The sequence below is a fragment of the Hymenobacter volaticus genome (genome assembly GCF_022921055.1).
Taxonomy (GTDB): domain Bacteria; phylum Bacteroidota; class Bacteroidia; order Cytophagales; family Hymenobacteraceae; genus Hymenobacter; species Hymenobacter volaticus.
The window spans coordinates 377,800-389,927 of record NZ_CP095061.1; the positions used below are offsets into that span (position 1 = coordinate 377,800).

The window sequence follows — 12,128 nt, forward strand, 5'->3', positions numbered from 1 at the left end:
AATCACATGGCAGCTAAAGGCGGTAGTTTTCTCTATGATGTGCTGATGCCCAAAGTTTATGGCATCGGGGCCGCAGTCGTAATCATTGGAGCTTTGTTTAAAATTCAGCACTGGAAAGGTGCTGACGTTATGCTAATCGTTGGTCTGGGAACTGAGGCCGTTATCTTCTTCTTGAGTGCCTTCCAGCCCGCAGCTAAAGAACATGACTGGTCGCTTGTTTATCCAGAGCTTTCGGAAGGATACGATCCTTCGACCAACAGCAACAAGTTTGTAGAAGACAATAACAGTAAGGGCTTAACCCGTAAGCTGGACGATATGCTGAAGGATGCCAACGTGACGCCTGAAGCTATTTCTTCGTTGGGCCAGGGCCTGAACCGTTTGAGCACTACTACGCAGCAACTCTCTACTCTTGGCGAAGCTACTAATGCTACCGACGAGTATACCGCTAAAGTACGGTCAGCTGCTACTTCACTTGAGCGCATCAACGAAGCATATGCTAACACTGCTCAAGCCATGAGTGCTATGTCAGATGCTACCAAAGATGCTAAAGAGTACCACGTACAGGTGCAGACGGTAACTAAGAATCTGGGTGCCTTGAACGCAGTTTACGAAATGGAATTGCAGGATGCCAACACGCACCTTAAGTCAATGAACCAGTTCTATGGTACACTAAGCCAGGCTATGCAGAACATGACGGAAGCTGGTAAAGACACCGAGAAGTTCAAGGATGAAGTTGCTGCTTTGACGGGTAACCTGAACTCATTGAACCGTGTGTACGGCAACATGCTAAACGCTATGCGGGCTACTAGCTAATTGCTAGAATAGCAGCAAACTTAATTTTCGAGCCCACTATATAATTAGGTAGACGAGATGGCGGGAGGAAAAGAAACTCCAAGGCAGAAGATGATAGGCATGATGTACTTGGTACTGACTGCGCTTCTGGCCCTACAAGTGAACTCAGCAATTTTGCTGAAGTTCAAATTTCTAGACGATAGCCTTAGCAGTATCAACGATAAGGTTTCTAAATCCAACGACGGCACGGTAAAGGGTATTCAGGCGCAGGTTGAAAAAAACCGCAACCAGGCTGCTGACGTGGCTGTGCTGAAGCAAAGCGAAGAAATTCGTGAGCGTACTAAGCAGATGATTGAATATCTAGCTAGTGTACGTGACAAACTTGTAACTGCCACGGAAAATACGAAGGGCAAGAACGAGTACAAAAACATGAGTGCCGAAGACAAAGTGGCTATCACTATGCTCGGCGGCAAAAAGGACGGTGCTGCTTATGAAATGAAGGACAAACTAAACGCGTACTCTTCGTACATCAAGACGTTTGTTCCTAGTGCAGATCCTTTGGCCTTAGACGCCAGCCAGGATCCAATGGTTACCGATCCAGAGCAGCGTTCCAAAAATTTCGCTGAACTCAACTTCGAGAATACACCTCTTGTAGCGGCTTTGGCAACTTTGTCGCAGAAGGAAGCAGAAGTTCTGAAGTATGAATCAGATGCTTTGGCAGCTCAATCGGCTAAAGTTGGTGGCAACATCATCGTGTTCGACAAAGTAGGTGCTTTCGCTAGCGCTGAGTCAAACACCGTAGCTGCGGGTACTAAGTATAAGGCTGAGTTGTTCCTGACGGCTTCGGCCACGGGCCTTAAGCCAACTATGACCCTGAATGGCTCGCCTCTGGCAGTTGATGCTTCTACTGGCAAAGGCAAAGTAGAATTCACTGCTCGTCCGGGTGCATTCGATGCTTCTGGTAACGCTAAAGCTCAATGGACCGGCACTATCCGTTTCAAGCAGAACGGTCGTGACACTACCTTTAAAGTAAATGTACCCTACACGATAACTAAGCCGGTGATGCAGGTGCAGTCGGCTTCGGTACAGGCGCTCTACTTTAAGTGCGGTAACAAACTCAGCGTACAAGTTCCTGCTTTGGGTGCTCAGTATGATCCTAGCTTCTCAGCTTCCGGTGCTTCTACTATCAAAGGCTCTGCTAAAGGCGAAGTAACGCTGGTGCCAAACGCAAGAGAGGTGACCTTAAGCGTAAGCAGCGGTGGCAATGCCATCGGTTCACAGACCTTCCAGGTACGTCCAATTCCGAAGCCTGACATTCAGTGCATAGTAGGTGGTCGTCCTGCTAATGAAAAGCAAGGTACTCCTATCACTGCTGTACGTAACATGCAGTTGCGTGCTGTACCAGATGCTGGCTTTGCTACTTTTCTTCCTGAAGATGCTCGTTATCGGGTAGCTCGTTACGAAGTGACTTTAGTTCGCGGCAAGCGCCCAGCTATGGCTGCGATTCCTGTCAGCGGCCCTAATGCTAACTTGAGTGCTGTAGTAGACGCCGCCCGTGAAGGCGACCGTCTCTATATCGAAGTAAAGCAGGTGCAGCGCCAGAACTTCCAGAATCAAGTGGAAGAAGTGAGCGTAGGTAATAAGTCGTTCAATATTCCGCTGCTGTAAGCGTTACTCTTCTGAACTAACTGCAGCTCTTTTTTGATTACTTCGGTATGAATAAATTCTTTTCTTTAACCGCTCTAACGGCCGCTCTGACGCTCTCATTGGCAGCTTCGGCTCAGGAGCAGGCCACTACAGCAAGTAGCAACGGCTCATACCGTCCGATTCCAAATTCGGACATCATGTTCCGCAAAACTATTTTGCGTGCAATTGACTTGCGTGAGAAGCAGAACAAGCCCATGTTTTCGGAAGGCAAGGAAATAAGCCGGGTCATCATGGATGCTGTGAAGCGTGGTGAACTGCAGGCTTATAAAAATGATTCTTTGACTTCTACTTTTACTCCGGCTGAAGTTTCGGGTAACATGTCGTACTCGGAATCTAATGCAGGGCTAAGCGATGAAGAAAAGGCTGCTGGTTTCTCAGAAGAGGCCGTTGATGAATGGGGTGCTCCAATTAAGAAGGGCGCCGCAAAATCAAAGACGCCAACTGTAGCCGCTAGTAACGAGTACCGGTATAAAGACCTGTACCAAATGGAATTGAAAGAGGATATGATCTTCGACAAGAAAAGGTCGCGGATGTATCACGACATCAAAACTATTACGCTGGTTGTTCCTTCTACGCTGAGCTCCAACACTTCAGGTATTGAGAAGCCGATTGCTACGTTCAAGTACAGCGACTTAGTAAAGGTGTTCCGTAATAATCCGGATAAAGCTATTTGGTTCAATTCGCAGAATGATGCGCAGCACAAGAACCTCGCTGATGCATTCGAATTGTGGTTGTTTAACTCCTACATCGTTAAGGTTTCGAACCCGAATGATGCTCGTCTCGACGAGATCTATGGTGGTCAGCAGCAAGGTATTCTTGCTTCGCAACAAGCCGCTGCCGATTTGATCGAGTATGAGTACAACCTATGGAGCTTCTAAAGCCAGGTTTAAATTAACTACACTTGCTGTAGTTGGTAACTAACCAAGCAAAAGAAAAGCCCCGACCATCAGATGGTTGGGGCTTTTCTTTTGCTTGGTTAGTTCGTTTACTTAATCAGTTGTCTCTTGTTCTTGTTGCGCGAAGTAGTTGAGAAGTACTCGTGCTTTGGCCTTTCCTACTTCTGCTACTAATTCGGATTCACTGAGTTCACGAATCTTCTTCACTGATTTAAATTTACTTAGCAGTTTATCAGCTGTGATAGGGCCAAGTCCTTTTACATCAGTAAGCTCGGTTTTGAGTGTAGCCGCGTCGCGCCGGCTGCGGTGGAAGGTTATACCGAACCGGTGCACTTCGTCGCGCATACGCTGAAACAAGCGCAACGACTCACTTTTCTTGTCAATGTAAAGAGGCAATGGGTCGTTGGGGACATAGATTTCTTCTAGTCGTTTGGCAATACCTATAATTGCTATTTGCCCCCATAGATTAAGGTCCTTCAGGGCCTTGACAGCCATACTTAGCTGCCCCTTGCCTCCATCGACAATAACTAATTGTGGCAATGATGCACCCTCATCTACAAGGCGACGGTAACGACGCGAAACCACTTCGTACATGGAATCAAAATCATTGGGACCGACTACTGTCTTGATGTGATAGTGACGGTAGTCTTTCTTGCTTGCTTTCGCGTTGCGAAAGCAAACCATAGCCGCCACTGGATTGTCGCCTTGGAAGTTGGAGTTGTCGAAGCATTCAATATGCTTGGGTAACTCCGTTAGACGCAAGTCCTTTTTGATGGTTTCCATGATGCGTACCTCGTTGAGGTCTTTGCTACGCTCATTCATGCTTTCCTTTTCCTTGCGGAGATAAAGCACGTTTTTGATACTCAACTCCAGGAGCTTGCGCTTATCACCAATTTGTGGTTGGGTAATGGTGACACCAGGTAGGGGCAAGGCAGGCAACGGCACATTCGTCAGAATTTCCTTCGACTGGCTTTCAAATTCGGCCCGCATTTGCATTACCATAGCGGCTAATACTTCCTCGTCAGGCTCGTCTAGCTTCTTGTGTACCTCGATGGATTGCGTCAGAATAATCGAGCCGTTCATCACTTTTAAGTAGCTGATGAAGGCTAGCTTTTCGTTGGAGGCAATGCCGAATACATCGATATTGGAAAGTGACGGATTGACAATTGTGCTCTTCGCCTGGAAGGCATCAAGTCGGTCCAGCTTCTGCTTATACTGGTGCGCTAGCTCATATTGCAACTCCTGCGCCGCTTGCGTCATCTTCTCGCGAAAGTACTGCTTCGGAATGCTCAGGTTACCGTTCAGGATTTGCCTGATCTGCTGCACATATTGATTATACGTTTCCTCATCCTGCAAGCCTTCACAAGGCCCTTTGCAATTGCCTAAATGGTATTCCAGACACACTTTGAACTTGTGTGCCTCCACATTCTGCGGCGACAAGTTGTAGGTGCAGGTACGTAACGGATATAAAGCCCGAATAAGCTCTAGCACTACATGAAGGGAAGAGCCGTTCGCGTAAGGCCCAAAGTAGTAACCTTCACCCGGCCGCTTGTTGCGGGTAGGAATAAGGCGCGGAAAACGCTCGTTGGTGAGCAGCAAGTAGGGATAGGTTTTACCATCCTTCAGCAAGATGTTGTACTTAGGCTGATGCTGCTTAATCAGGTTATTTTCCAGCAGGAAGGCATCCGACTCGCTATCCACTATCGTGAATTCGATGCGCTTGATGTTCTTGACAAGTTGCTGGGTTTTCTTGTTGTGGTCTTGCTTCGTGAAGTAGCTGCTTACTCGTTTGCGCAAATCCACAGCCTTTCCTACATAGATGATTCCCTCATCATCGAAGTATTTATACACGCCAGGGCGGTGTGGTAGCTGACGAATTTGGTCTTGCAGATGGGCTTGGGCGGCCATAAAGCGTGGGACTTATGCGGATTGATTGGGTTGTTCTGATGCGCTTACCACGTAGCGTAAAGCGCTTATCAGAACAGATACGACGCTGAACAAACATGCGTCATATGAACAACAAAAAACGTGGCTGGTACATCCCAACCACGTTCTGCAATATCTGATTCAATTCAAATAACTCTGCTTCGCCGCCTAGATTTCCTCGTCGTCGAGGTCATCTAAGTTAGCTTGGTTGAGTTTCTGGTCGTAGGGAATGGTATCGCGCTGGGCTCCATTATAATACCGAGAGCAGTTAATTTCCACGCTTAGCGTATCTGGCTTAGGGAAAGGGCCTCTGGAAATGTCGATGCTCTTATCAGCGTACATTTTCTTCATGAAAATGCCGTAGAGTGGTAAAGCTAAGCGTGAGCCTTGGCCATACGCTCCGGTGCGAAAGTGGATGCTCCGGTCTTCCCCACCTATCCACATACCACACACTAGGTCTGGCGTCAAACCCATAAACCAGCCGTCTGAATAATTGGAAGTAGTGCCCGTTTTGGCGCCCATCTCATACGGAAACTTAAAGCCGTTCTTCAAGATGATGCTCGTGCCTCCTTGCTCTTCGGTAGCACCACGCAGCATATAGGTCATTAGGTAAGCTGTTTCTTCGCGTAGGGCCTCCTTAGTTTGCGGCACGAATTCACGAAGTACGTTGCCATTTTTGTCCTCGATGCGCGTTACCATAATCGGCGAGGTCCAGATTCCCTTGTTCACGAACGTGCTATAGGCACCAGTCAATTCGTAAATACTTACGTCGGATGATCCGAAACCAATAGCTGGTACAGGGTCAATAGGCGAGGTAATGCCCAGTTGTTTGGCGTACGAAACGATATCGTTAGGCCCTATCTTCTGGACTAGCCATGCGGTGATAGAGTTCATAGAACGAGCCAGCGCTTGACGCAACGTGAAAGTACGGCCAGAATAAGTGCCCTCGAAGTTGCGAGGTGTGTAAGCTGGGCGGCCCCGCTCAGCGGGGAACGTAGTCGGCACATCAGGGCGCTGATAGCAAGGCGAGTAGCCTTGGTCGATAGCTGCAACGTACACGAACGGCTTAAACGTAGAGCCTGGCTGCCGCTTGCCCTGCTTTACGTGGTCGTATTTGATGTATTTGTAGTTGATGCCACCCACCCAAGCTTTAATGTGACCGTTAAGTGGATTCATCGCCATGAAGCCAGCGTGTAGCAGCCGCTTGTAATAAGCCAACGAGTCCATGGGGGACATGGTCACTTCCTTCTCGCCACCATTCCAGGTGAACACCTTCATCTTGTACTTCTTGTTCAGATAGTACTTGATGGAATCTTGGTTGCCTTCGTAGCGGGTGCTGAGGGAACGGTAACGCTCGGTGCGCTTGATAGATGTGTTAAGAAAATTAGGAATCAAGCGCCCGTTCTCGTCCCGCCAAGGCTGCTGGCCTTTCCAATGCTGGTCAAACCACCGTTGCTGAAGCTTCATATGCTCGGCTACAGAGGCTTCGGCGTATTTCTGCATCCGCGAATCGATGGTCGTATATATCTTCAAGCCGTCGGAGTACAGGTCGTGGTCGGTTTCCTTGGCCCACTCCCGCAATGATTTGCTGAGCTCGGTGCGGAAGTAAGGCGCAATACCTTCATTCTGGTTTTCAACCTTGTAGTCGAGCTTGATGGGCTTGGCCACCGTTGCCGCGTAGACTGGCTCGGTGATATAGCCGTTTTTGCGCATCTGACCGAGCACCCAATCACGACGGCGCTTGGAACGCTCAGGATTACGAACCGGATTGAACCACGACGGACCATTTACTAACCCAACCAATAGCGCCGATTGCTCTAAGGTCAGGTTGCGTGGGTGCTTGTTGAAGAACGTTTTGGCGGCCACGTTGATGCCGAATGCATTCGAGCCAAACTCGGCCGTATTGAGGTACATGCGCAAGATTTCGCGCTTGGTGTAGTTGCGCTCCAGCCGGACAGCCAAAATCCATTCCTTGGTTTTGGTGATGAGCATGCGCAAGCCTGGTACATCGTTGAGACGCCCGTTATTAAGGTCTTCGCGGGTGCGGAACAACATCTTAGCCAACTGCTGGCTGAGAGTAGAACCGCCGCCGCTTTTACCGCCACCCACCAAGCCCGTTGCTACCCGCATCATAGCTTTCGGATCAATACCAGAATGACCTTCGAAGCGAGCATCTTCGGTCGCAATCAGCGCATCAATGGTTGTTTGCGCTATTTCCTTGTAGCTAACAGGGGTCCGGTTCTCACGAAAATACTTTCCCATCAATTCACCATCGGCAGAGTACACCTCCGATGCCAGCTCACTGCGGGGGCTTTCCAATGCCTTCAGATTAGGCATCTGGCCGAAAAGATTGAGAAAGTTGACGCTTACAGCAAGGATATACATTAGTGACGCTACCAAACCGCCCGCGAACAACAGCCACATGGTGCGGATGAGGGCGGCGTAGCGGCTGGGCCGCTGCGGTTTGCGAGAGACGGGTCGAGCTTTAGAAACGGGCATTCTTTTAACTAAAAACTTGATTGCAGGAGGTGAGAGCAGCTGAAAACTAATTTCGTAATACTACCCATCAGTTCCGAAGCACAAAGCAAAAGAGAATTTTCTGGAGGCTCCTAAATTCTACTTCGCTCAACGGTACGACTGCTGGTAGAATCGCTGGTATTCTTCCACATCGCGCCGCTGAAGCAACAGCGGCAGATTATCAATACCAACAACTAGCGTTTGGTAACCCGTGCCCCGCAGGCGGTTTAGTGGCGACTGAGGTCCTCTCAGCTTTAAGGCATACGCTTGCGCTATTTTCGCGCCAGCTAATCCTTGTACAACTACCATTTCCAAAGAATCGCTGAGTGACTGCTGCTGCACTCGTAGGTTGCTTGCCTTGAAATAACGGCTGTTGTAAGCACCCAGTTGATCAGGTAGGGTTTGAAGGGCTGCCGAGGCCTTTGGGAAAATTAGCAATACGGCATGTACGGCAGTGGGATTGGCCGCATAGGGTGAAACTGCGGCAGGAGCAGGTGCAGTTGGAGATGCACTAGCACCAGCATCAGCTGGGCTTGGCTTGGTTGCCGGAGTGGAGACGACGGCAGGCGATGTAGTTGGGGCAGTTGTTGGGGCAGTGGTGACAGGTGGGGGCGTAGTAGCGGGCACCGCAGCTGTAGATGCAGCAGGTTCTGTCGGCGAAGTCGCAACTGGCGCAGGTGCCGCTTTAACAGGCTTTTTGCCTTTCGCTCTTGCCTGAGCTGCTGCCATGCGAGCTGCTTTCACTGGGTCGATAGCAGGTGCTGCAGGTGTGGAAACCGGAGCTCCGGCCGCAGCCGAATCAGTGGGAGCAACTGGCTTTTTTGTTTCAGCGGGAACTTCAAGTTGCGCCGTAGAAGCCGGAGTAGGAGCAGAGGCTGGCGGCGTGGAAACGGCGGGAGCTGGCGTTACGGCCGGAACTGTTTTTGCTGGCGTTGCGGGTGTATTGTAAATAATGCGCACACGATTATTTACTTCTCCTGGCCGGAACATAGAAACAGTCGGTTTCTGTGTGGACGCCAAGGCTCCGGCAAGGCCTCCCGTTTCATATTTCTTGTAGGAGCCTAGCAATACCTTGGCTTCATTACCAAGCGGTGACTGCTCGTAGTCCTTTACAAACTTTTCCAAAGATGCTTTAGCTACCAGTGGCGATTCTGTGCGCACCGCAATCAGTGCATTAAGAAATGCTATACGGTCATTCAAGTCGGTTTCTGGATACTTCTTCGATGTGTTAGCCAGCAAAGTCGCCGCCTTCTTGAAATCCTGCCTTTTGTACATAGCAAAAGCGGTGTCCACTTGCACGGCCACTTCTTTGTTCACAAGGGAGGTGCGCCGCAAATATTCAGGGTCGGCAGCTAGGCGAGCATACGTTGAGTTCGGAAACTCTTGGCGCAGCCGCTGCGCATAGACTTCCGCTTTGGCTAGTTCGTTTTGCTCCTTATAAATTAAGTACAGGCTATAGTAGGTTTCCGGCGAGTGCGTAGTCTTTGGGAAGCGGGTCAGTAGCTTTTCATAGGTCTGCGCGGCTGGCACAGGTTCGCGTAGCTGCTGATTGTAAATACCTCCTAGCGCATACATTGCCTCTTCCACTTGCTTTTCCGACACGGCCATCTGCGCGCCGGTAAGTGGAAGTGCCTGTCGGTATTGAGCTACTAAGGCTTTGCGTTGAGTGGCTGGGTCGTTGGCTACAGCCTGCCCTGTACCCGTAGTAGAACCTGCCGTTACACTGGTTTGGTTGGCGCCGGCGATGCTAACAGGCACATTGCCACCCGCTGGCGTAACAGGTGAAGTACGAGTTGAATTTACGGTGCGCCAGTTGTCCTGCAGTGGCCGGTCGCCCCACCTACGGATAAAGTCGGCCCGGGCTGTACTCACGGCAGTCGGATTGTCGAAATACCACTTAGTGCCGGTGCTACCGCTAATAAAATCCTCTGGGTTGATGTCAGTTTGCAGGTCGCGGGAAGTGTTGATGCCCGAAGCAAGAGCTTGGCGACTGTTTTCACGCTCTTGCCTTGCCGCCACTGCTTCTGCTTCTTTGCGCCTGGCTTCCAATTCGGCATCGGCATATGCTGTGAGGCGGGTGCGCAGTGCCACCGTGTCCAAGCGCGCTAGTGCTTGTAAACTGTCTTGCGTTTCAATGATGGTAGTTTGCTGGGCAAAGTCTTTCAAGATGCCAGCTCGCTCCGAAACAGCAGCGAAATCAGGAGCCTCTTTGGGCAAGTTCTGCACCGTGCTATCATAGTAGGCTGCGGCCAAACGATACTTTTGCAGGTTCTCGTAATAGATGCGGCCTGCTAACAAATAGGTATAAGATTTCTGGCTTCTGTTGGTGCCATTAGCTCTAGCCGACTTTTGCAGAAGTGCCAAGGCTTCATTGTAATTCTTCTGCCGATAATTGAGCCGCGCCATCTCGTAATAGATTTTGTCGCGGTATTCTTTGTTTTTGACGTCTTTCAGCAGCTTCGCGAAGTACTTGTCTAAGCGGGCTTTGTCGTCGTTGTTCAGATCTGATACTTGTCCGAGCATTAGCTTGGCAAAGAAGTCTAACTCGTACGGTGGGTTTCTTTTCAGAATCTTGTTCAACTCGGCATACGCTTTTTTATCATCTCCCTGATTCTGGTAGAGCTGGGCCAAAATGTAGCGCGTGCGCGACTGCTCATTCTTCTGCTTGATGAGCGGAACTGCCTTTTCTAGGTTCTCGATGGCTTTCGCCGGGTCGTCTGTTTTCAGGTAGTAGTCAGCCCGAGTAAGAAACAAGGCCCGGGCGTTTGTTTCGCGGCCCTCTTCTTTATCTAGTACGTCGGATACGGCCTTCGCGCTTTCCAGATCTTTATCGGCCAGAAAGGTCCGCATCAGCCAAATCAAAGCTTCATGCTTGGCGTCGGCGTCTTTGCTCGTGCTGTTGACGTATTTGAAGGTCTTGGCCGCATCGGCATACTCCATCTTATAGTAGCGGCTCTTCCCAATAAGAAGGTACGCATCGTCGGTCCAGTCGGAACCTGCGCGGTGTTGAATGGGCAGTGACGCTTTCTTGACTACATCTTCCAAATCGGTTGCCACAGCAGCTACTGCTGCTTGATCGAGCGTGGGGAAGAGCGGGAGTGTCCGGTTGTAGTCGTTTTGGCGGGCCTGGTAGAGTTTAGCTTCCACGCTCCACATCTTTTCGCGAGCCAAGAAGTAACCATTGTCGCGGGCCACTACGTTATCATAGGCATGGCCTACTACACCCCGGCGCTCGGAGGCACAGCCCCCCACACCAGCAACAAGTAGCAACGTGACTACGGGAGTAGCAAGCAGACGAAAAATCGAGTATCGAGTCAAAGCAGAAGGCAAGTCGGGAATACAGATTACCAATACGCCAACGTGCGGAGCTAGCTAGTTTGTTCAGCTCTCGCCGTTGCGTATAAAGTCACAACGTCACTTGGTCAGTAAAATTACGCTTTTTCCTAGCCCTCGACAGACCTTTACGTATCATATACTCAGTGTTTATCCAAATTCGTCGCCGTTTAACCTCATTCCGCTATGGCTGACTCTTCCACACCCAAACCCGATTCTTCTGGTCCACGCGGTGGCAACTTTGCCAAGTATTCCGGGCTCGGCATTCAAATGCTAGCTATTATCGGGCTTGGTACTTGGCTTGGCGTGTGGCTTGATGGGCGCTTCGGTATTGGTCCTTGGGGCACAGTGGTACTGATGCTGCTCTCCGTTTTTATCGCCATGTATCAGGTTATTCGGTCCGTATCGAACGATTAGCCAACTAAAAATTAAAAAGAAAAGCGAATCATAATAAAACAGAGGATACTTCTATTTTTTGGATGATACCTTTGTCTTCACTTTTCTATTTTCTTTTCTAACAGGCTCTTATAGATTTGGTCCGCTTCTTCTCTTATTTACTTCTGCTCACGCTTCTGCTTTACGGCACATTGTACTTGTTGCATGCCCGTTTCGGTACTGCTGTCGTACACCCGCTAGCGGCCTATACATTAGGGTACTTTGCTTTACTCACGGCCATTATCTACTGGGTAACCTCGCGCCTGGTGCGGGCCAACCCCGATAATTTCATGGGGGCTTATTTCGGCTCGATGGTAGTGCGCCTACTGCTTTCAGTCGGATTAGTGCTTCTTTATCTATATAAAGGAGGAGCGCACGAAGGCAATGGTCGATGGACGTTCCTGGGGCTGTTCTTTCTGCTGTACTTTATTTACGCTGGGTTTGAAATATGGGCTATCCTGAGTAACTTGCGCCCGTTTTCAAAACCGAGTGTAATCACAGAATGAAGATTCTGTGAATTTT

Annotated in this window: 8 protein-coding genes; 5 read left to right on the plus strand and 3 right to left on the minus strand. The window is 49.7% G+C overall.

Annotation, left to right across the window (positions count from 1 at the left end; all coding sequences use genetic code 11):
- Positions 1-6: 6 nt before the first annotated feature.
- The 3 genes from porL to porN are packed head-to-tail and all read left to right on the plus strand — an operon-like array spanning position 7 to position 3,377.
- The gene (porL, locus tag MUN86_RS01565; protein WP_245120950.1) at positions 7-813 is read left to right on the plus strand and encodes a type IX secretion system motor protein PorL/GldL; all 807 of its coding nucleotides are present in this window, start codon (positions 7-9) and stop codon (positions 811-813) included.
- 57 nt (positions 814-870) lie between these two features.
- A complete protein-coding gene (porM, locus tag MUN86_RS01570) occupies positions 871-2,460 on the plus strand; it encodes a type IX secretion system motor protein PorM/GldM (protein WP_280640576.1) in 1,590 nt (529 codons plus the stop codon).
- 47 nt (positions 2,461-2,507) lie between these two features.
- The gene (porN, locus tag MUN86_RS01575) at positions 2,508-3,377 is read left to right on the plus strand and encodes a type IX secretion system ring subunit PorN/GldN (RefSeq protein ID WP_245120952.1); all 870 of its coding nucleotides are present in this window, start codon (positions 2,508-2,510) and stop codon (positions 3,375-3,377) included.
- A gap of 111 nt (positions 3,378-3,488) precedes the next feature.
- Here porN and uvrC read toward each other — a convergent pair whose 3' ends face one another.
- The 3 genes from uvrC to porW all read right to left on the minus strand — a co-directional run bounded on the left by uvrC (position 3,489) and on the right by porW (position 11,156).
- Positions 3,489-5,303 carry an excinuclease ABC subunit UvrC gene (gene uvrC / locus MUN86_RS01580; RefSeq protein WP_245120954.1) on the minus strand — a complete coding sequence of 605 codons (1,815 nt, stop codon included), beginning with the start codon at positions 5,301-5,303 and terminating at the stop codon, positions 3,489-3,491.
- Between the two features lie 186 nt (positions 5,304-5,489).
- Entirely contained in the window at positions 5,490-7,745 is a 2,256-nt protein-coding gene (locus MUN86_RS01585) for a penicillin-binding protein 1A (protein ID WP_245125561.1), read from the minus strand.
- Positions 7,746-7,946: 201 nt separating this feature from the next.
- Complete coding sequence (gene porW / locus MUN86_RS01590; RefSeq protein WP_245120956.1) at positions 7,947-11,156, minus strand: type IX secretion system periplasmic lipoprotein PorW/SprE; 3,210 nt, start codon at positions 11,154-11,156, stop codon at positions 7,947-7,949.
- Positions 11,157-11,357: 201 nt separating this feature from the next.
- Here porW and MUN86_RS01595 point away from each other — a divergent pair, with 201 nt between their 5' ends.
- Positions 11,358-11,588 (plus strand): AtpZ/AtpI family protein, encoded by a 231-nt coding sequence (locus tag MUN86_RS01595; protein WP_245120958.1) that lies wholly within the window; start codon positions 11,358-11,360, stop codon positions 11,586-11,588.
- Positions 11,589-11,764: 176 nt separating this feature from the next.
- Positions 11,765-12,112 (plus strand): hypothetical protein, encoded by a 348-nt coding sequence (locus MUN86_RS01600; protein WP_245120960.1) that lies wholly within the window; start codon positions 11,765-11,767, stop codon positions 12,110-12,112.
- Positions 12,113-12,128: the final 16 nt, after the last annotated feature.

Bases quoted from the DNA above. Each gene is read 5' to 3' on its own strand.
- MUN86_RS01585 (WP_245125561.1), bottom strand. From the start codon at position 7,745: ATGTGGCTGTTGTTCGCGGGCGGTTTGGTAGCGTCACTAATGTATATC.
- porL (WP_245120950.1), top strand. From the start codon at position 7: ATGGCAGCTAAAGGCGGTAGTTTTCTCTATGATGTGCTGATGCCCAAA.
- porN (WP_245120952.1), top strand. From the start codon at position 2,508: ATGAATAAATTCTTTTCTTTAACCGCTCTAACGGCCGCTCTGACGCTC.
- uvrC (WP_245120954.1), bottom strand. From the start codon at position 5,303: ATGGCCGCCCAAGCCCATCTGCAAGACCAAATTCGTCAGCTACCACAC.
- porM (WP_280640576.1), top strand. From the start codon at position 871: ATGGCGGGAGGAAAAGAAACTCCAAGGCAGAAGATGATAGGCATGATG.
- MUN86_RS01595 (WP_245120958.1), top strand. From the start codon at position 11,358: ATGGCTGACTCTTCCACACCCAAACCCGATTCTTCTGGTCCACGCGGT.